The organism is Amycolatopsis sp. CA-230715 (genome assembly GCF_018736145.1).
Taxonomy (GTDB): Bacteria; Actinomycetota; Actinomycetes; order Mycobacteriales; family Pseudonocardiaceae; genus Amycolatopsis.
Map to the genome: position 1 here is coordinate 2,803,305 of NZ_CP059997.1, position 19,878 is coordinate 2,823,182.

13 protein-coding genes and 2 pseudogenes are annotated in these 19,878 nt (G+C 71.1%); 5 read left to right on the forward strand and 10 right to left on the reverse strand.

The window, feature by feature from the left end; genetic code table 11:
• Nucleotides 1-298: 298 nt before the first annotated feature.
• The 3 genes and pseudogenes from HUW46_RS12870 to HUW46_RS12880 form a co-directional block, all read left to right on the forward strand.
• Nucleotides 299-963, forward strand: a pseudogene (locus HUW46_RS12870) (transposase); the annotation flags it as partial.
• Nucleotides 964-1,133: 170 nt separating this feature from the next.
• Nucleotides 1,134-2,387: an IS256 family transposase gene (locus HUW46_RS12875; RefSeq protein WP_215549828.1), complete on the forward strand. Its 1,254-nt coding sequence runs from the start codon at nucleotides 1,134-1,136 to the stop codon at nucleotides 2,385-2,387.
• A 91-nt stretch (nucleotides 2,388-2,478) separates the two neighbouring features.
• A pseudogene (locus HUW46_RS12880) lies at nucleotides 2,479-3,201 on the forward strand (transposase); the annotation flags it as partial.
• 276 nt (nucleotides 3,202-3,477) lie between these two features.
• Here HUW46_RS12880 and HUW46_RS12885 read toward each other — a convergent pair.
• The 5 genes from HUW46_RS12885 to HUW46_RS12905 are packed head-to-tail and all read right to left on the reverse strand — an operon-like array spanning nucleotide 3,478 to nucleotide 8,546.
• On the reverse strand, nucleotides 3,478-4,773 hold the full coding sequence (locus HUW46_RS12885; RefSeq protein WP_215547500.1) for a DUF58 domain-containing protein: 1,296 nt from the start codon (nucleotides 4,771-4,773) through the stop codon (nucleotides 3,478-3,480).
• 2 nt (nucleotides 4,774-4,775) lie between these two features.
• The gene (locus tag HUW46_RS12890) at nucleotides 4,776-5,738 is read right to left on the reverse strand and encodes an AAA family ATPase (RefSeq protein ID WP_215547501.1); all 963 of its coding nucleotides are present in this window, start codon (nucleotides 5,736-5,738) and stop codon (nucleotides 4,776-4,778) included.
• Entirely contained in the window at nucleotides 5,735-6,877 is a 1,143-nt protein-coding gene (locus tag HUW46_RS12895; protein ID WP_215547502.1) for a DUF4350 domain-containing protein, read from the reverse strand. Before HUW46_RS12895 ends, HUW46_RS12890 begins: the two co-directional genes overlap by 4 nt.
• Nucleotides 6,874-7,509, reverse strand: a complete 636-nt coding sequence (locus tag HUW46_RS12900) for a DUF4129 domain-containing protein (protein WP_215547503.1) — start codon at nucleotides 7,507-7,509, stop codon at nucleotides 6,874-6,876. The genes HUW46_RS12895 and HUW46_RS12900 overlap by 4 nt, the downstream gene beginning before the upstream one ends.
• On the reverse strand, nucleotides 7,506-8,546 hold the full coding sequence (locus HUW46_RS12905; protein ID WP_215547504.1) for a hypothetical protein: 1,041 nt from the start codon (nucleotides 8,544-8,546) through the stop codon (nucleotides 7,506-7,508). The genes HUW46_RS12900 and HUW46_RS12905 overlap by 4 nt, the downstream gene beginning before the upstream one ends.
• Nucleotides 8,547-8,751: 205 nt before the next feature.
• Between HUW46_RS12905 and HUW46_RS12910 the strand changes: the two genes are divergently transcribed.
• A complete protein-coding gene (locus HUW46_RS12910; protein ID WP_215547505.1) occupies nucleotides 8,752-9,786 on the forward strand; it encodes a neutral zinc metallopeptidase in 1,035 nt (344 codons plus the stop codon).
• A 595-nt stretch (nucleotides 9,787-10,381) separates the two neighbouring features.
• On the opposite strand, the gene HUW46_RS12915 is transcribed toward HUW46_RS12910, so the two are convergent.
• The 3 genes from HUW46_RS12915 to HUW46_RS12925 form a co-directional block, all read right to left on the reverse strand.
• Nucleotides 10,382-10,795, reverse strand: coding sequence for a hypothetical protein (locus tag HUW46_RS12915; protein ID WP_254126125.1), 414 nt, complete (start codon nucleotides 10,793-10,795; stop codon nucleotides 10,382-10,384).
• A 101-nt stretch (nucleotides 10,796-10,896) separates the two neighbouring features.
• Nucleotides 10,897-11,973: a potassium channel family protein gene (locus HUW46_RS12920; RefSeq protein ID WP_215547506.1), complete on the reverse strand. Its 1,077-nt coding sequence runs from the start codon at nucleotides 11,971-11,973 to the stop codon at nucleotides 10,897-10,899.
• 107 nt (nucleotides 11,974-12,080) lie between these two features.
• Complete coding sequence (locus tag HUW46_RS12925; RefSeq protein ID WP_215547507.1) at nucleotides 12,081-12,566, reverse strand: hypothetical protein; 486 nt, start codon at nucleotides 12,564-12,566, stop codon at nucleotides 12,081-12,083.
• A 100-nt stretch (nucleotides 12,567-12,666) separates the two neighbouring features.
• On the opposite strand from HUW46_RS12925, the gene HUW46_RS12930 reads away from it, so the two are divergent.
• On the forward strand, nucleotides 12,667-13,035 hold the full coding sequence (locus HUW46_RS12930) for a DoxX family protein (protein WP_215547508.1): 369 nt from the start codon (nucleotides 12,667-12,669) through the stop codon (nucleotides 13,033-13,035).
• 365 nt (nucleotides 13,036-13,400) lie between these two features.
• Here HUW46_RS12930 and HUW46_RS12935 read toward each other — a convergent pair whose 3' ends face one another.
• Nucleotides 13,401-16,661 (reverse strand): ATP-dependent helicase, encoded by a 3,261-nt coding sequence (locus HUW46_RS12935; RefSeq protein ID WP_254126127.1) that lies wholly within the window; start codon nucleotides 16,659-16,661, stop codon nucleotides 13,401-13,403.
• Nucleotides 16,658-19,822, reverse strand: a complete 3,165-nt coding sequence (locus HUW46_RS12940; protein WP_215549830.1) for an ATP-dependent helicase — start codon at nucleotides 19,820-19,822, stop codon at nucleotides 16,658-16,660. Before HUW46_RS12940 ends, HUW46_RS12935 begins: the two co-directional genes overlap by 4 nt.
• Nucleotides 19,823-19,878 lie beyond the last annotated feature (56 nt).

The following is a 19,878-nucleotide window of genomic DNA, read 5'->3' on the forward strand; positions in this document are numbered from 1 at the left end:
GCGCCCCGAAGGTGACTCTCAGGGAATCCAGCGCCCCGAAGGCCACCGTCGGGGCAGGCGCGTCGTGGTGGTCAAGCGTGCGAGGGGTGGATGTGCGGCGTTGAGCGCCCCGAAGGCCACCTTCGGGACATGCACAGCCCTGTCCGCACGTGAGCGAGGGCCGAGAAAGTGGCACTAGCCTGGGTGTTTCATGGGTGGTGGGGTGTCGTGGGGGTTGAATGCGCGAAAGTGCCTGTCCTGTAGGGGAAACTGGGACTTGTCTAGGGTCCGGTTTCTCGAACGGGAAGGCACTTCGCGGGTGAAGGATAGCAAGCGTTCTGGTCGGGTGAAGGTCAGCGCGGATGGTGCTGGTGTCGTGTCGCATGCTGGTGTCGGGTTGTTGCGGGAGATGGCTGAGGTCACGGGTTTGGTCGGGGCGGTGAACTCGGCGTTGGCTGATACTTATCGTGGTGTCGCGGTGCATGCGCCGGGGCAGGTGTTCGCTGATGTGGCGGTGGCGATCGCGGATGGCGCGGACGCGGTGTCGGGGATCGCGGTGCTGCGGGACCGGGAGGATCTGTTCGGGCCGGTCGCGTCGATGCCGACGGCGTGGCGGTTACTCGAGCGGATCGACGAGGCCCATCTGCCCGCGGTGCAGGCCGCCCGTGCCGCCGCGCGGCAACGGGCGTGGGAGGCCGGGGCTGCCCCGGACCTGTCCGAGGAGCTGTGTCTGGATTTCGATGCCACGATCGTGCTGGCGCACTCGGACAAGCAGGACGCGGCAGCGACGTGGAAGCACACGTTCGGGTTTCACCCGCTGTTGTGTTTCCTCGATCGCCCGCAGATCGCCGGCGGGGAAGCCTTGGCCGGTTGCTGCGCCCAGGCAACGCGGGGTCGAGCACCGCGGCCGATCACGTCGCCGTGCTCGATGCGGCGCTGGCGGCGTTGCCCACCTACGCCCGGCCCCGCCCCGGCGACCCCGATTTCGCCGGGGGTGTTTGATCTTCTGTGTAAGCGGGTGACCTGACCGGCAGGCGGCTGGGTCTGACCTGCCAGAATGGACACTCTGAGTGAGCGAGAATGTGGTGGTGGAGTCGGCGGGCGCGGACGAGGGTGCCGTGGAGGTCGGTGGCGATGACGCGGCGGCGCGGCGTGTGGCGGAGCTGTTGTCGCCGGCGGCGATCGATGCGCTGGTAGCAGACGCCGAGGCTTCGGGGATGGGCCTGGATGGCGCGCAGGGTTTGCTGAATCAGCTGACGAAGGCGGTGCTGGAGCGGGCGCTGGAAACTGAGATGGCCGACCATCTCGGTTACGATAAAGGTGATCCCGCTGGTTATGGTTCGGGGAATTCCCGTAACGGGAAGAGCGCGAAAACGGTGGTCACCAACTCCGGTCCGGTCCGGTTGGATGTGCCGCGGGACCGGGCGAGTACTTTTGAGCCGCGGATCGTGCCGAAGCGGAAGCGTCGGCTTGGTCAGATCGATGACATGATCTTGTCGTTGTATGCGCGGGGAATGACGACTCGGGACATCAAGGAACATTTGGCAGAGGTGTATGATGCCGAGGTTTCCCCGGCGTTGATCTCGAATGTCACAGATGTGGTGGCCGAGGAGATCACCCAATGGCAGAATCGCCCGGTTGATGCGGTTTATCCGATTATGTACATCGACGCGGTGGTCGTCAAGATCCGTGAGGGCGGCACGGTCGACAACCGGTCCGCGCACCTGGTCGTCGGGGTCGACACGGACGGGTTCAAGCACGTCCTGGGCATCTGGATCGGCGAGAACGAGGGAGCGAAGTTCTGGCAGAACGTGCTCAACGAGCTGGTCAACCGCGGCCTGAACGACGTGCTGATCGTCTGCTGTGATGGCTTGACCGGGTTGCCTGATGCGATCGGCAACGTGTGGCCGAAAGCGATCGTGCAGACCTGCGTCGTGCACCTCATCCGCGCCTCGATGCGGTTCGTGTCCCTCGACGACCGCAAGGCTGTCGCGAAATCCCTCAAACCGATCTACGAGGCCGCTAACGAAGCAGCCGCACAGCAGGCTCTCAACGAGCTGAAACACACTTGGGGTCAGAAATACACGGGTCTGATCTCGACCTGGGAACGCGCCTGGGAGGAGTTCATCCCATTCCTCGAGTTCCACCCGGCCATCCGGAAGGTGATCTACACGACGAACATGATCGAGTCCATCAATTACCAACTACGGAAGATTAGTAAGACACGAGGTCATTTTCCCTCTGTCGACGCCGCGATCAAACTGCTCTACCTCGGTGTCCGTAACATCACCGGACGACACATCGACGGCGAGGGACAGTTCGCCGGGAAACGCGGAACCGGAACCTACGGGTGGAAACGAGCACTGAACGCGTTCGCAACCCGCTTCGGCGACCGGCTACCACTCTGACCGACAAGTACAGAACGTAGTCAAACCCGTAAGTTCAAGTCACAAGAAGGACACAAAGTCACCCTGCTTACACAGAAAATTTGACAACCTCGATTCGCCGCGGCTGCTCGCGCGCAGTGATTCCGCCGGGGCCAGCCACACCTTCGCCCAGACCTGCCGGGACCGGGGCGTCGGGTTCTCCTTCGGGTTCCCGGTCGACGCGCGGGTGCAGCGCATCGTCGACGCGATCCCGGCTTCGTGCTGGCATCCCGCGGTCGAGCCTGGGGACGGGATCCGGGACGGAGCCTGGGTCACCGAGATCAGCACCGCGATCGACCTGTCGAAGTGGCCCGAAGGGTCACGGCTGATCCTGCGCAAAGAACGCCCGCACCCCGGCGCGCAGCTACGATTCACCGACGCCGACGGGATGCGGATCACCGCGCTGCTCACCGACACCGCACCCGGGATCATCCCCGGCCAGGCCGCCGGGCTGGAACTGCGACACCGTCAACGCGCCCGGATGGAAGACCGCATCCGCGAGGCCAAAGCCACCGGCCTGCGCAACCTGCCCTGTCGCGGACTCGCCGAAAACACAGCCTGGCTACAGGCCGTGCTCACCGCGATCGACCTGGTCTGCTGGAGCCAACTGATCGGCTTCACCGACCAGCCCGACCTCGCCCGGATCGAGATCACCACCTTCCGTTACCGCGTCCTGCACGTCGCCGCCCGCATCACCCGCAGCGCACGCCAAACCCATCTGCGCATCGACCGGACATGGCGCTGGGCCCCCGCAATCGCCACCGGATTCCACCGCATCCGCACCGCTTTCCCCTAACCCACACCACCCCTGACCCGACAACCCGAAAGACCCCGGAGCAGCCGATACCCCAGCAGATCGGCAACTACAACCTGCCCACACCCAAAACCACACCCAACAACATCAACATCTCCAACATCAACATCACCTACAGATCACCATGAAAGACCGAGGCTAGAGTCCCCGAAGGTGGCCTTCGGGGACCTCCACCGCCGATCATCGTGCCGCACACCCGACATCACTGTGGCCTTCGGGGCATCTATGTCCCCGAAAGCCACTTTCGGGGCATGGGGTTCAGAGGGTGCCGGTGGCTTTCAGCGCCAGGTAGGCGTCGGCCAGGGCGGGCGGCAACTCGGCCGGGACGGCGTCGACGACACCGATCCCGCGCCCGCGGAGCAGGCCTTCGACGTGCCGCCGCTCGGCCAGCGCGCGTTCGGCCGCGGCCGCATCGTAGACGGCCTCCGCGTCGCCGCGGCCGCGGGCCATTTCCGCGATCCGCGGATCGGCGACCGAGGCGACGAGCAGCCGGTGCCTGCTGACGAGCGGGCCCAGCGCGGGCAGCAGACCCGCTTCGAGCGGCGCCGGGTCGAGCGCGGTCAGCAGCACCACGAGCGAGCGGCGGCGGGCCCGCTTCAGCACCTCGGCGATCATGCCGCGCGCGTCGGTTTCGACCAGGCTCGGTTCGAGCGGCGCCATCGCGTTCACCAAGGAGGGCAACAGATCCGCGCGCGACGACCCGGTCACGCTCGCGCGGAGGGCGCGGTCGTAGGCGATCAGGTCGACGCGGTCACCGGCCCGCGAAGCCAGCGCGCCGAGCAGCAGCGCGGCATCCATCGCGGCGTCGAGCCTCGGCGCGTCACCGACCCGCCCCGCCGAGGTGCGGCCGGTGTCGAGCACCAGCAGGACGCTGCGATCGCGTTCCGGGCGCCAGGTCCGCACCATCACCTCGACCGCCCGCGCGGTCGCCCGCCAGTCGATCGAGCGGACGTCGTCCCCGGTCACGTATTCGCGCAGCGAGTCGAATTCCGTGCCCTGGCCCCGGACGAGCGCGGCCTGCCCGCCGTCCAGTTCCCGCAACCGGGCGAGCCGGGAGGGCAGGTGCTTGCGGCTTTCGAACGGCGGCAACGCGCGCACGGTCCACGGGACGTCGTGCGAACCCTGGCGCGCGGCGAGCCCGAGCGGCCCCGCCGACCGGACCGCCACCCGGTACGCGGGGCGATCGCCGCGGCGGGACGGCCGCACCGTCGTCACCACGGTTCGCCGCTCGCCGGGCGGGACGGTGAGCGCGTGCCGCCGCCCGTCGGCGCCCGCGCTGGGCGTCCACACGTCCCGCAGCACACCCTTGACCGCGCGGCGTCCCGGATTGGTCACCGCGAGGGTGACCTCCGCGGTTTCGCCCAACCGCACCGAAAACGCCCCCGAGCGCGCGAAGGTCAGCGCCCTGACCCCGCCAGCCAGCACGAGATCTGCGAGCACGCCGAGCAGCAGCACGGCGGCCACCGCGAGCACCCCGGCCACCGACGGCATGACGAGCCCGACGAACGCGGCGCCGAGCAGCGCCAGCAGCCCCAGCCGTCCCGTGATGGCCATCGCTAGCGCGGCACCGCGACCGAAGCGAGCACGCGGTCGAGCACGCCGTCCGCCGTCACGCCCTCCAGTTCGGCCTCTGGCCGAAGCCCGATCCGGTGCCGCAACGCCGGGCGCGCAAGCGCTTTCACGTCGTCGGGTGTCGCGTAACCGCGACCGGCTAGCCACGCCCACGCCCTGCTCGCGGCGAGCAAAGCCGTTGCGCCGCGCGGAGAAACCCCGAGCCGGACCGACGGCAGCTCCCTCGTCGCGCGGCACAGGTCGACCACATACCCGATCACCTCGGGCCCCACCGTCACCCCGGCCACCTCCGCGCGGGCGGCCGCGAGCTGCTCGGCACCCGCGACCGGGCGCAGGCCCGCCGCCGCGAGATCGTGCGGATCGAACCCGGACGCGTGCCGCGTCAGCACGCCGATTTCGTCGTCGCGCGAAGGCGCGGGCACGGTCAGCTTGAGCAAGAACCGGTCCAGCTGCGCCTCGGGAAGCGGGTACGTTCCCTCGTACTCGACCGGATTCTGCGTCGCGACGACCGCGAACACCTCCGGCAGCGCGCGCGAGGTGCCGTCGACCGAAACCTGCCGCTCCTCCATCGCTTCGAGCAGCGCCGACTGCGTCTTCGGCGGGGTCCGGTTGATCTCGTCGGCCAGCAGGAGGTTCGTGAACACCGGCCCCGGCCGGAAGGTGAACTCGCCGCTGTGCGCGTCGTAGACGGTCGACCCGGTGACATCGCCCGGCATCAGGTCCGGGGTGAACTGCACGCGCGTGGTTTCCAGGTCGAGTGCCGCCGCGAGCGCGCGCACCAGCAGCGTCTTCGCGACACCGGGCACGCCTTCGACGAGCACGTGTCCCCGGCAGAGCAGCACGATGATGAGCCCGGTGACCGCGGCGTCGTTGCCGACGACGGCCTTGCCGACCTCGGCGCGCAACGCGATGAGCGCGTCACGCGCGGAAAGCTGATCGGTGGTCAAGATCTGCGAATCCTTTCCTCGAGCGCGTCGAGATCGTCGGCGAGGCGCACCAGCTCCGCATCGCCGCGCACGCCTTTTCCGTACAGCAACTGGGAAACCTCGCCCGCTGGAAGTCCACTTCGGACGGACACGGCGGCGATGACGGCGGCCGGTTCGGTGTCACCGCTCATCGACAGCGCGGTCGCGATCCTCGCCACGGCCGCGTCGCGCAGGATCGCCGCGGCGTGGCCCGCCGCACCCGAACGCCGGTACAGCCGCGCCCTTCCTTCGGTGGTCTCGGCGGCGCGCACCACGACCGGCAGCGGTTCGGTCACCACCGGGCCGAGCCTTCGCGCGCGCCACAGTCCAAAAAGGACAGCCGCGACGGCGAGCTGGATCCCGCCGAAGACCCAGCCGTCGGGCAGCAGGCCCGTGATCGACTCGCGGCCCTCGGCGAACGCGGGATCGCCGGGCACCGGCAGGTACCAGACCAGCCGGGGGTGCGTGCCGAGCAGCCGCATCGCCAGCGCGGCGTTCCCGTCCTCGCCGAGGTGCTGGTTGGTCAGCGCCGCGCCGTCACCGAGAAGGGTCGCCGGACGCGCGTCCCGCACGGTATCCATGCGCGCGTCCCGCACGGTCGCGACACTTCCGCTGTAGCAGGTGGTCACGCCGGAAGCCGCGAGAAACCGCTCGCCTCCGGTCAGCACGTCGCCCGCGGCGGTGGCGGCGGGCAGCGCGCAGTTCGGCGCGTGGACCGCGGCCTCCGGCCCGTCGTAGGCCCGCACCGAGGGGAGCACGCGGTCGAGCGCGGCCTGCCCCGGCGCGATCAGCACGCTTTCCGCCGCGCGGTCCCGGAGCTCCGCGAGCCGCTGCGGCCGCACCGTCGCGGCCGCGGTCACCAGCACGGTCGAACCGGGTGCCGCGGCGAGCGCCTCGTCGAAGGTCCTGGCCACGACGACGTCGACGCCCTGGTTCCGCAGCAGGGTCGCGAGCGCGCGCGAACCCGTCGGCGTGGCCGATTCCGGGTCGAGCTGTCCCCGCGAAGTACCGCCCGTGGCGAGCGCCAGCACGATCCCGCCGAGGAGCACGAGCGCCACGACCACCAGCGGGGTGCGCGCCGCGCGCCAGATCGTGCGCGCGTCAGGGGAAACCGCCGTCACCGCGCGAACTCCGGGCGTTGCGCGGCGGCGCGGTCGTCGAGCGCGCTCATGCGGTCGTACTCGGCCGCCGTGGCCGGTTCGCCGCCGTAGTGCACCGCGTCGAAGACCTGGGCGGCCCACCGCAGTTCGTCCGCGACACCGGGCAGCGCGCGACCGGACTCGGTCGCCGCCTCGTCCGCCGTCCGGCCCGGCCGCGGGTCCAGCACGCCGCGCTCCTCCATGCCCCGCACCAGCGCGCGGAACCGGTCGCGCACCGCCGCCGCGAAGGCACCCGACGCCGCCGCGGACTCCGCCGCCGCGCGGTATTCGGCCGCGGTGCGGGTGCGGTCGGCGAACACCGGCCGCGCGAGCGCGCCGGACCGTGCCGTCTTCCCGATCCGCAGCCGCACCACCACGATCACCACGACCAGGAGCGCCACCAGCACCGCGAGCCCGAAACCGCCGCCGGGGACGAACGACGTCAGCGCGCGGAACAGCGCGTCGAGCCGGTCGATCACCCACTGCGCGGCGCGTTCCAGCCACGACGGCTGCGCCGCCAGGTAGTCGGCCTTCGCCAGCTCCGCTTCCGCGGCCGCCCGCGCGTCGTCCCGGCCGATCACGACCGGGACGTCGGCGGAGCGCGGCCAGCTCACCGCGGCTGCTGCCCCGCGGCGCGGATCAGTTCCAGGTCCATGCCCTCCCGGCGCATGCGCTGGTCGATGTAGAGCAGCGCGGTCGCGCCCGCGGTGAACGGCGTGACGAACGTCTGCGCGATGACCTGCCCGACCGCGGAGAACACGATCGCGCTCGTGGTCACCGCGGTCGCGCTCAGCGAGTTGCCGCTGATCAGGGTGAACACCGTGTTGACGAGCAGGCTGATCACCACGCCGATCAGCATCACCAGCAGCAGGATCCCGAACACGCGGGCCCACATCCCGGTCACCAGCCGCGCCGACCGGGTCAGCGAGGTGCCGATCTTGCCCTGTTCCAGGATCAGCGCGGGCGTCGCGAGGCTGTAGCGCACGTAGAGGAACACCGACAGCGGGATCGCCGCCAGCAGGAAGATCACCCCCGACGCGCCCAGCAGCCCGACGAGCAGGAACCCGACCGCGAACGGAACGGCCACCAGCACCGAGTAGACCAGCGTCAGCCCGAGCAGCGGCAGCCACCTCGGCTTGGCCTCGGCCATCGCCTCGGCGAACGTCACCGGCCTGCCCAGCACGGCCTTTCCGAGCACCACCGTGAGGAACCCGGCGAGGAAGGTCTGGGTCAGCATCGTGATCACCGCGCTGATCCCGAGCGAGCCGAGCGCCTTCGGCAGCGCCTCCATCGCCTGCCGCTCGATCTCCGCCCTCGTCGCGGCGGGCCCCGGCGCGATGATCGAGTTCAGGTCGTCGAGCACCCACAGTTCGCTCGCGAGGCTCAGCAGCGCGCTGACCACCGCGACCGCCGCGGAGACCCCGAGCACGCTGGCCGCGTGGCGGCGGATGGTCGTGATCGAGCCGTCGAGGATCTCCCCCACCGCGAGCGGCCGCAGCGGGATCACACCCGGTTTCGGCACCCCGCCCCAGTTCTGCCGCGGTGGCGGCGGCGCCGAGGGCAGCGGTTCGACGGGCTCGGCGGGGGTGTCCGCGGCCTTGTCGCGCTCACCGTCGGGATCGGGCGAGGCCCAGCCCCCGTGGTCACTCATGGAAACTCCCTGCTCGCTGGTGGGTCACCCGGATGTACTGCCGGAATAGTCCCACTTTCGGTCCCGGCAGCGCCGCCTGGCCAGCCAACCACGCCACCGGTGACCCGGTTCACGGTGCCGCCGAACGCAGCGAAGGACGGGGCCGGATCGTTATGCTTTGCGAAGCCGCACCGACCGCCCGAGTCCAGCAGGGGAAGAAGCGCAGATGACGCAACCGCCGCGCGGCCCGTCGAGGCAGGCGGGACCGCTTCCCCCGCCACCGCCCGGCCGCAGGCCGACGCGCGCGGCACCGCGGCGCAACCACCGGATGACGGTCGTGCTCGCCGGTGTCGCGGTCCTGCTGTCCGGCCTGGTCGTCTACGTCGCGGTCACCAAGGGCCAGGAAGCGCAGGAAGCCGCCGACAAGGCACAAGCGGCGCAGACCACGCCCGCCGCGGCGGCCCCCTCCGCCCCGCCCACCCCGGCCACGACCACCACCGGCGGCAGCGGAGCCGGAGCGGGCGGCCCCGCGCTCAACGGCCAGAAGATCCTCAAGCTCGCCGACCACCCGATCCTCGCCGACCCGGACGCCGGGCTCAAGAACCTCGCCTGCGACCTCCCGCCGTGGCACGCCACCCAGCAAGCAGCCGAAGCGTTCTTCACCGCCGCGGGCAAATGCCTCGACGCCGCGTGGGGACCGTTCCTCGAGTACTACCACCTGCCCTTCCACCCGCCCGCGCTGCACTTCCCCACCGGGCCGAACTTCCAGACCGACTGCGGCACCATCAAGGTCGGCATCGCCACCGCCGCCTACTACTGCGAAAACAACCTCTTCGTCCCGTTCAAAGGCCTGCAGACCGACCAGTACGGCGACAACCCCGGCGTCTACCTCGCCCTGTTCGCCCACGAATACGGCCACCACGTGCAGGAGGTCGCCGGGCTGATGGACGCCGCGTGGCAGCAGATCTACGCGGTCGGCCAGAACAGCCCCGCCGGGCTCGAAATGGCGCGGCGCAAGGAACTCCAGGCCCAGTGCTTCTCCGGGATGTTCCTCGGCGCCCACGTCGACCGCGGCGGCAGCGTCACCAGGGACATGTACGACAAAGCCTGGAAGGACCAGGAAACCCGCGGCGACAACACCTCTGGCAGCCACGACCACGGCACCAACGCGCACTACGCCCAATGGTGGCGCACCGGCGCGCAGGACAACCGGATCGCGCAGTGCAATACCTTCGCGGCTCCGTCGACTGACGTCTCCTGAGCCGCTTCGGTCTGTTGTTTTTTATCGGGCGGCAAAATTTGCGCTGCCAGGGCGTGGCTCCCGGCGTTGGTGGCAGTTGAGTGCGGTGGCGCCCTGCCATCGCAAATTTAGAGGGCCTGGCGGCCCTGCGCCCGACTGCACGCTCCCGCCGCGCGGGGCGCGTCGGATCGCCGGGTGCGTGGCTGGGTTTTGCATGGCCGGGCCTTCGGCCCGGACCTCGCGGCACTCGGAAGGTAGGCGGGCGAGTGGGCCTCCCGTAGGCGCGCGACTTGGGGGTCGCCTGGTGCAGTTCGCGGGCTAAACGTCGCCAAGGGGCTTCGGCTGGGAGCGCGCCTGTGGTCCGCGCCGGAGGCGCGGGAATGCACCAGGGCTATGCCCCGAGCGAAGCGAGGTCCGCGCCGGAGGCGCGGCCATCGCCAGACCAGCCAGGCACCGGCGAACCGACGCGCCCCGCGCGGCGGGGAGCGTTGAGAGTCGGTCGCAGGGCCGCCAAGGCCCTCTAAATTTGCGATGGCAGGGCGCCAACGCACGCAACCGGCGGGTCAAACTGGGGAGCCGCGCCCTGGCAGCGCAAATTTTGACGACCGATAAAGGTTCAGCGCGAATTTTGCCGCACGATAAAGGCATATGTGGCGCCGGCGAAGCAGCTGAGGGCTACGAGGAACAGGCCGACGGGGCGGCGGAGGTCTCGCGCGCCTTCGGCGGTGTCGGCGGCTGTGACGCTGACGGTGCCGGAGCCCGCGTCGGACCCGACCCGGATCGAAACCCGTTCGTCCTTGCCGTGCCCGCAGCCGTCGAGCGTGCCGGTGCGCGGCTGGCCGCCGAGCGTGAAGGCGACCGTCTCGTGCCCGCCCTGCCCCGCGCATTCCACCGGCGCGGTGACCTTGGCTTCGACCACGTCACCGGCCTCCGCGTTCGCGATGCCGAACAGGCCGGGGCCGAGCCACCACGCCACCGCGACGATCGCGATCCCGACGAAAGCGGCCACCCCGAGCGCGTTCCAGTGCAACTGGCCGTGATTTCTGAGGGGATCCGCTCGTTGCCGCACAACGAATATGGTTCCAGATCCCCCCGGCAAAACCCACCTAGTCCCCCGGCGGGGTGCCTACCTCAGCTTTCGATGCGTTCGGACTGCGTGACCTTGCGGACGTAGAGCAGCCGGTCGCCCGGTTCGATCGCGTCCGCCTGCGGCGCGTCGACGCGGTACAGCGCGCCGTCGCGGACCAGGCCGAGCACGATGTCGGGCAGGTGCCGGGGCGAACCGCCTTCCTCCGACGGCTCGACCTGGCGCTCGGCGATCGCGAGGCCCGACTCCGGGGTGAGCAGGTCCTCGACCATGTCGACCACGAGCGGGGTCGAGGTGGCCATGCCGAGCAGGCGGCCCGCCGTCTCGCTGGAGATGACCACCTGGTTCGCGCCGGACTGCTTCAGCAGGTGCACGTTCTCGGCCTCGCGCACCGACGCGACGATGTGCGCGTTCGGGGCGAGCTCGCGCGCGGTCAGCGTGACCAGCACGGCCGAGTCGTCCCGGTTGGTCGCGACCACGATCGCCCGCGCGCGCTGCACACCGGCGACCCGCAGCACGTCGGAACGGGTGGCCGAGCCGTGCACGGTGACCAGGCCGAGCGCGCTCGCCGCGTCCAGTGCCTGCTGGTCGGTGTCGACGACGACGATCTGGTTCGGCTCGACGTCTTCGTCGCCGAGCAGCGTCTTGACCGACGCGCGCCCCTTCGTGCCGAAACCGACGACCACGACGTGGTCTCGCACCTTGTGCCTCCACTTCTGGATGCGGAACGCCTGCCGCGACCGCTCGGTGAGCACCTCGAGGGTGGTGCCGACCAGGACGATCAGGAACAGCACGCGCAGCGGGGTGATGACCAGGACGTTGACCAGCCTCGCCGACGCGGTGGCCGGCGCGATGTCACCGTAGCCGGTGGTCGACAGGGACACCGTCGAGTAGTACAGGCTGTCCAGGAAGGACAGCCCGTCACCGTTGGCGTCGCGGTAGCCGTCGCGGTCGAGGTAGACGATCAGCACGGTCGCCAGCAGCGCCAGCAACGCGCCGAGCACGCGTTTGACGATCGACCGCATCGGGCTGACCGCGGTTTCCGGCATCTTGATGACGCCGACGAGCGTGTGGTCCGGCTGTTCGCTCAGCCGCTCCCCCAGCGGGATGCGCTTGATCATGAACCGGCCCCCGGCCGCGGGTGGTAGGCGTCACTCACGCTCGGGATCGTAGAGGACACCCGCGGGGAAAGCGCCGGTTCCCGCCGGTGCGTTCCCCACGGCCCGGATCAGTGGTACTCGATGTCCCAGTGGTTGCCTTCGTAGGTGTAGGTGTTGCCCGCCGACGACCGGTACTGCTCGCTGCCGAACGACGGCGGAACGATCCGTGTGAAGCTGCGCCGGATGTAGGCGCTGACGCACGAATTGGGCGTGATGTCGACCTTGTAGCCGTTGTAGTGGCTGTAGGTGCCCGCCGCGTGGCCGACCTCGGTGCCTCCGGTGATGTTGATGCCGCAGCCGCTCGCGCGCTTCAGCGTGCTGATCCCGTCGACCGTGCTGGCGTTGATCTGCTCGTACGACGTGCAGGTCGGCTTGCTCCTGGCGGTGCAGCCCCCGCTGGAGCTGTGCGTGATCCCGGCGGCGCCGAGCTTCGCGGCGGCGGCGGACTGGCTGAGCTTGGCCGGCGCGGCACTCGCCGGTGCGGCGCTCGCGAGCGCGCCCGCGGTGACCGCGGCGGCGGCCGCGAGGGCGAACCCGATCTTGCGGAGAACCATGCTTCCTCGCCTTCGCTTTGTGACAGAACTCGGGGAATGTGTCACAAACTCACCCACGATCGGGTGACTTTCGCCCAAACACTCGTGACATACTGACGGTATGTCGAAACGTCGTGCGCTCTTCCTGGCCGGTTTCCTCGCCTCGGCCGGGACACTGCACTTCGCGGCGCCCAAGCAGTTCGACGCGCTGGTCCCGCGCGAACTCCCCGGCTCACCACGCCTCTGGACGCAGGCGTCCGGCGTCGCCGAGCTGGGTCTTGCCGCCACGATCGCCAACCCGAAGACCCGCCGCTTCGGCGGCCTCGCGGCAGCGCTGTTCTTCGTCGGCGTGCTGCCCGGCAACGTCAAGATGGCCGTCGATTACGACCGCAAGCGCAAACCGCTCCCCGCGCGAGCGATCGCCTGGGGCAGGCTCCCGCTCCAATGGCCCCTCGTCCTCTGGGCCCTGAAGGTCCGCGACGAGGCCTAGCCCGAACGACATTTAGCCCGCTAAACGCACCCAGGAGCCGCGCACCCGCCGACAACGTTTAGCCCGCTAAGTGCACCCAGCACCCCAAGCCCACTTCGCCCGCCTACCCCATCCGGCGCTCGCCCACCTACCTCCCCGAGTGCCGCGAGGTCCGCGCCGAAGGCGCGGCCATTGCCAAGCCAGCCAGGCACCCGGCGATCCGACGCGCCCCGCGCGGCGGGAGCGTGCAGTCGGTCGCAGGGCCCCCTGGGCCCTCTAAATTTGCGATGGCAGGGTGCCAGCGCACCCAACCGGCGGATCACCTCGAGAGCCGCGCCCTGACAGCGCAAATTTTGACGACCGATAAAAAACACAGCTCGATAGAATTACAGCTCGGGCACGCGGCGGAGCAGGTCTCGTAGGCCGTCGGCGTCGAGCAGGTCCACGGGGCGCAGCGTGTGGTCCTGCCGCACGTAGTGGAAGGCCGCCCGCACCTTTTCCAGCGGGAGCCCCTTCAACGCCGCCCAAGCCAGCCGGTACGCGGCGAGCTGCACCGACGACGCGGCCAGTTTCGCGCCTTCGGGGACGGCGCCGGTCTTCCAGTCGACGACGGTCCAGCCGCCGTCCGGATCGGCGAACACGGCGTCCATCCGCCCCCGCACGGTCGTGCCGTCGATGTCGGTGGAGAACGGCACCTCGACCTCCACCGGGGTCCGGTTCGCCCACGCGCTCTTCTCGAACGCTTCGCGCAGCGCGTCCAGGTCGGCGTCGGCGGCTTCGCCGGTGTCCGCGGCACCGGGCAGGTCGTCGATCTCCAGCAGCCGTTCGCCGCCGAAGCGGTGCTCCAGCCAGCCGTGGAACGCGGTGCCCCGGCGCGCGAAAGTGTTGGGGGGCACCGGAAGTGGGCGGCGGAGGCGGCGCGCGAGCGCGTCGGCGTCCCCGGCGAGTTCGACGAGCTGGCTCACCGAAAGCTGGCCGGGCAACCGCACGATCTCGGTCCGCGACGCCGCGCGGGCGCGTTCGGCCAGCAGGACGTCGGTGTCGGCGGTCCAGCCGTCGGGGTCCTCGACCTCTTCCAGCTCGCCGAAGAGGTCGAGCTGCTCGCCGAGCGTGGCCAGCTCGCCCATCACCAGGTCGGCGCCTTCGGCCACGGCGCCACGGCGGGGCCCGAGCGGGTCGACCGGCCAGCGCGCGGTCCTGGTGTCCAGCACGAGCGGGTTTTCCTCGTCCGGCGGGGGTTCCTCGGCCCAGGCGCCGATCACCCCGATCGGCTCGCCGCTCTCCTCCGCTCCGGCGATCAGCTCCGCGGTCTCGGTCAGGAACTCCGAGGGCCCCTTCGGTTTCGCGCTGCTCTCGTTCCACCAGTGCCCCGAAACCAGCAGCGCGTGTTCGGACCGGGTCAGCGCGACGTAGCAGAGCCTGCGCTCTTCCTCTGCCTCGCGTTCGGCGAACCCCTCTTCGTGCAGCGCGAGTCCTTCTTGGACTTCCTTGCGGTCCATGCCCTCGGACACGCGCAGCTCCGGCAGGTCCTGCGCGTCACCGCGCAACGCGGCAGGCAGCGCGGTCACCGTGCGGAGCCACGACGACGAGCGCCGCTTGGTCGGGAAGACCTCGCGTACCAGGTGCGGCACGGCGACCACCCGCCATTCGAGCCCCTTCGCGGAGTGCGCGGTGAGCACCTGCACGCGGTCCGGCGCCACCTGCACCTCGCCGGGGGTCAGGCCGTCCTCGGCGTGCGCCGCGGTGGCGAGGTAGTCCACAAAGGACATCAGCGTCGCGGTCGGCGCGTTCTCCGCGTAATCCGTTACCACGTCGGCGAAAGCGTCGAGGTGCGCCCGTCCCGCGCTTCCCGGCCGCGCCAGCGATTCGACGTCGAGCAGCATCGTCCGCTCGACGTCGGCGACCAGTTCGGGCAGCGACTGGTCGAGCCTGCGCCGCAACATGGTCAGCTCGGCGCCGAGCTTGCGGATGCGCCGGTACCCCTCCGGCGAGTACCGCGAGGGCTCGCCGGGATCGTCGAGCGCGTCCACGAGCCCGGTCTGCTCGGCGCGTTCGGCGAACAGCAGCGGATCGGGTTCGGCGCCCGGCCGCGGACCGGCGAGCTGGTTCGCCCGCGACCACAGCGCGGCGAGATCGGACGCGGCGAGCCGCCAGCGCGCACCGGTCAACAACCGCGCCGCGGCCGTGCCCGCCAAGGGGTCCGACAGCACGCGCAGGGTGCTCACGAGGTCGGCGACCTCGGGCTCGTCGAGGAGACCGCCGAGCCCAACGACCTCAACCGGCAGTCCCCGCGCGCGCAGTTCGGCGGCGATCGGCGCCATGTCCGCCCGCCGCCGCACCAGCACCGCCGCGGTCGGCGGGGTCCCGGTCGCGGACACCTCGTCGTGCCAGCGCTCGGCGAGCGCGTCCGCGATCCAGACGCGTTCCGCCCTGATGTCCGGCAACAGCGCGGCCGCGATGTCCGCCGGCCCGGCGCCGTCACGCGCGCGCAGCCGTTCGACGCCGAGTCCTCGCGCGCGCAGCGGTTCGGACATGCCGTTGGCGAGCGCGAGCACCTGCGGCGGGTTGCGGAAGCTCGTCAGCAGGCCGTATTCGCGCGCTGGCACGAGCTTTTCCCCATCCTTGCGAGGAAAGTCGGTGGTGAACCGGGGCAGGTTCGCCGCGCTCGCGCCGCGCCAGCCGTAGATCGCCTGCGCCGGGTCGCCGACCGCCGTCACCGGCATCGGCGCGTTCTCCACGCCGCCGAAAAGCGCGCGCAGCAGCACGCGTTGCGCGTGCCCGGTGTCCTGGTACTCGTCGAGCAGGACGGCGCCGAACCGGTCGCGCTCCCCCTCGACCACCTCGGCGTGCCCGCTCGCGAGCTGCGCCGCGAGCGACATCTGGTCGGCGAAGTCGAGCGCGCCCTCCGCCCGCTTCCGCTGCTGGTACGCGTCTACCAGCGGCAGGAGTTCGAGCCGGAACCTTTGCGCCGCAACGATGTCCGCGAGCTTCTGCGGCAACGCGGCGCGCTGTCCCTTGCCCTTCGGCGCGTGCTCGATCACTTCGCACAGCCACCGTGTGCGCTCTTCCAGCTCGCCGAGTTCGACGAGGTGCTCGCCGAGTTCGCCCGCCAGCGAAAGCACCTGCGCGGTCACCGTCGGGGGCACCTTGTCGGTCTCCAGGTCCTTGTCCCAAGTGGACACCACGCGGTGCGCGATCTGCCACGACGCGGTCTCCGAAAGCAGGCGGACGCCGGGCTGCACGGGAAGCCGGAGCCCGTGCTCGGCGAGCAGGCGCCCCGCGTAGGCGTGGTAGGTCAGCACGGTCGGCTCCCCCGCGAGCACCGCCGCGCGCCGCCCGCCGCCGGGGTCGACCTTATCGAGCAGCCCGGAACCGGCGAGCCGCCGCAACCTCGCCCGCACACGCTCACCGAGCTGGCGCGCGGCCTTGCGGGTGAACGTCAACCCCAGCACCCGCTCGGGAATCACCAGCCCGTTCGCGACAAGCCACACCACCCGCGCCGCCATGGTTTCCGTCTTCCCCGCACCCGCACCCGCCACGACCAACGCGGGCTCGATCGGCGCCGCGATCACCGCCGCCTGCTCCGGCGTCGGCGGATGCAAACCCAGCGCTTCAGCGACATCCGCGGGAGAAACGAGCCCCGTCACGGCCCGGTCACCTGGCGGCCCTCGGGGCGCAGCGGGCAGGACCCGCGCGCCGGGCAGCGGTCGCATTCGGAATTCTCGGTGGCCTGGTAGGCGGGCCCGGACGCCGATTCGGCCGCGGTGCGCACCAGGTCGAGCCACTTCCGCCCGGACTCGGTGTCGAGCGGCGGCTGCTCGCGCAGGGTCGAACCGTGGCGGTTGTGGGACTTCGCCACGTAGACGAGCTTCGCGCCGCCGGGCTCCTTCGCACCCTCGACGGCGCCGAGCAGCACGGCGAGCTGGTAGGCGGCGAGCTGCGGGTGCAGTTCCGCGTCCGCCGCGCTCACCGGCACCTTGCTGGTCTTGATGTCGATGATCACCGGGCGGCCCTGCCCGTCGGACTCGAGCCGGTCGACGCGGCCCTTCAGCCGGATCCGGACCTCGTCCTCCGCGGCGGGCAGCTCGACCTCGATGTCGTGCTCGACGCTGAGCTGGGTCAGCTCGACGCGGCTCTGCTTGAGCCAGGTGACGAAGTTCGCCACCATCTGCTCGACGCGCCGCCGCTCGCGCCGCGAGTACCACGGCGCGCCCGCGTCGACCCGCGCCCACGCGTCGTCGAGCGCCCTGCGCAGTTCCTCGTCACCGGCACCGGTGGCCGCGGCCTGCGCCAGCCCGTGCACGAGCGTGCCGGTGATCGCGGCGAGCTGCGCGGGATCGCTGCCACCGTGCCGCTCGATCAGCCAGCGCAACGGGCACCGCGCCAGCACGTCCACAGTGGACGGAGAGATCTTGATGACGTCGCCCGCACCGTGCAACGGGTCCACAGAGGACGCTTCCGCGATGCCGTACCAGGAGTCCGGGTGCGCGCCGGGCACCCCGGCCGCCGCGAGCCGGGCGAGCTGGCGGGCCGCGAGCTTCCGCCGCGACGGCTCCGTGGTGGCGTCGCACACCGCCGAGCGCAGATCGCCGACCAGCTCCGCCAGCACCAGCGACCGGCCGGGCGCCTTCACGCGCGAATCCTGGCCGGGGTCCTGCCCGCCGTCGTCCAGCTCGTCGAGGAAACGGGACGGCTGCTCGTCTTCCCCCGCCACCGCGCTGACGAGCAGCACCCGGCGCGCGCGGCTCGCCGCGACGTAGAAGAGCCTGCGTTCCTCGGCGAGGATCGGGGCGGTGGCCGAGACCGAGTCGGTGTCCACACCGGACAGCAGGTCGACGAGCCGCTCGACGCCCAGCAGCGAGCCGCGCAGCCGCAGGTCCGGCCAGGTGCCCTCCTGCACCCCGGCGACCGCGACGACCGTCCATTCGCGACCCGCGGCGCCGTGCGCGGTGAGCAGCGAGACGCCGTCGCCCTTCGTCGCCATCGGCGCCAGGCTGTCGCCCGCGATGAGCTGAGACGACAGGTATTCGGCGAACGCGGCGACGCTCGACTTCGGCAACCGGTCGACGTAGCGGCCCGCGGCGTGGAACAGGGCCACGATCGCATCGAGGTCGCGATCCGCTTGCGCGCCAAGGGATCCACCCCGTTCGGCGAGCCGGACCAGCCGCTCCTGAAGCCCGCTGCCCGCCCACAGGTCCCACAAGACCTGCTCGACGCCCTGGCCCGCCACCACCGATTCCCGCGCCTTGGCCAGCAGGCTCGCGACCCGCCGCACCGGCGCCGCTTCCGCGTCGGCGAGACCGCCGAGAAGATCGTTGTCCCGCACCACTTCCACCAGCAGCTCGTCACTGGAGCGCTGGCCGCCGATGGCCACTTCCAGCCTGCGCAGCCCGCGCCGGACGCGGCGCAGCGCGAGCGGGTCCGCGCCGCCGAGTGGAGACGCCAGCAGCATTTCGGTGAGTTCGGCGTCGAGCAGCTCGGGTTCGGCCGCGACGCGCAGCGCGACGAGCAGCGGCCGCACCGCGGGCTGGCGCGAGAGCGGCAGCTCCTCGACGGCGGAAGCGATCGGCACGCCCGCCGCCCGCAAAGCGCGCTGCAGCACCGGGAACGACCGCGTCGGCGAGCGCACGAGCACGCTCATCTCGTGCCACGGCACGCCTTCGACGAGGTTCGCGCGCCGGAGCTGATCGGCGATCCAGCTCGCTTCGGCCGCGGGCGTCGGCATCAGGCGCACCTTGACCGTGCCCGCGCCGTCGCCCGCGAGCGTGGCCACGCGGTGCTTCGACGCACCGGCCATGCTCTTCGCGATCGCGGTCACCGCCTGGTGCACCGGGCCGTTCATCCGGTGCGCCGCAGTGAGCGTGAGGGTGCGCGTGCGCCCGGCGTCCGTGGAAACGAGCAGGCCGGGATCGGCGCCGCGGAAGGAGAACACGGTCTGGTCGGGATCGCCCGCGACCACGAAATCGGCCGCGCCACCGCCGAGCCGGTCGAGCAGCCGGTACTGCAACGGGTCGAGGTGCTGCGCGTCGTCGACGAGCAGGTGCCGGATCCTTGCCTGCTCGCGGGCGGCGAGGTCGGGGTCGGCGTCGAGCGCGAGCAGCGCGGCGGAGACCAGCTCGGCGGCGTCCATGGCCTGCGATCCGGGAACGCCCAGCGCGTTGCCGCCCGCGCCCTGCAACAGCGTGACTTCCTCGTACTGGCGCCAAAAAGTGCCCGCCGCGACCCATTCGACGCGATCCCTGCTGCGGCCGAGCTTGATCAGATCCTCGGGGCCGAGCCCGCGTTCCGCGGCGCGCAACAGCAGGTCGCGCAGCTCCTCGGCGAACCCGGGCACGGCGAGCGCCGGGCGCATCTGCTCCGGCCAGTCGAAGGCGCCGAGGTCGAGATCGCCCGCGAGCAGTTCGCGGACCACGACGTCCTGTTCCGGGCCGGACAGCAGCCGCGGCGGCGGCATCCCGTCGAGCGAGGCCTGCAACCGCAGCAGCCCGAACGCGTACGAGTGCACCGTGCGCACCACCGGCTCGCGCACCGTGCGCGGGGTCTCGTCGCTGATCAGGCGCCGCGTGATGTCGGCACGCAGCGCGTCGGCGGCGCGGCGGGACGCGGTGAGCACCAACAGGTTCTCGGGATCGACGCCGCCCGCGATCCGCGTGACGGCGAGATCGACGAGCAGGCTCGTCTTGCCGGTGCCCGGCGCGCCGAGCACCCGCTGGAATCCCCGTGGCGCTTCGAGCAGGCGCCGCGCGTCCTCGGGCCAGTCGTGCCGTGGCGGAGCCCCGGTGGCCGCGCGGACCAGCCGCGCGCTCACCTGACCGGCCCTACCTCGCTGCACCTTCTGATTGCACCATGTCCACCCCGCGGACC

Coding starts and splice junctions, on each gene's coding strand:
- HUW46_RS12885 (WP_215547500.1), bottom strand. CDS start 4,773: ATGGCCATCACGGGACGGCTGGGGCTGCTGGCGCTGCTCGGCGCCGCG.
- HUW46_RS12905 (WP_215547504.1), bottom strand. CDS start 8,546: ATGAGTGACCACGGGGGCTGGGCCTCGCCCGATCCCGACGGTGAGCGC.
- HUW46_RS12910 (WP_215547505.1), top strand. CDS start 8,752: ATGACGCAACCGCCGCGCGGCCCGTCGAGGCAGGCGGGACCGCTTCCC.
- HUW46_RS12920 (WP_215547506.1), bottom strand. CDS start 11,973: ATGATCAAGCGCATCCCGCTGGGGGAGCGGCTGAGCGAACAGCCGGAC.
- HUW46_RS12925 (WP_215547507.1), bottom strand. CDS start 12,566: ATGGTTCTCCGCAAGATCGGGTTCGCCCTCGCGGCCGCCGCCGCGGTC.
- HUW46_RS12930 (WP_215547508.1), top strand. CDS start 12,667: ATGTCGAAACGTCGTGCGCTCTTCCTGGCCGGTTTCCTCGCCTCGGCC.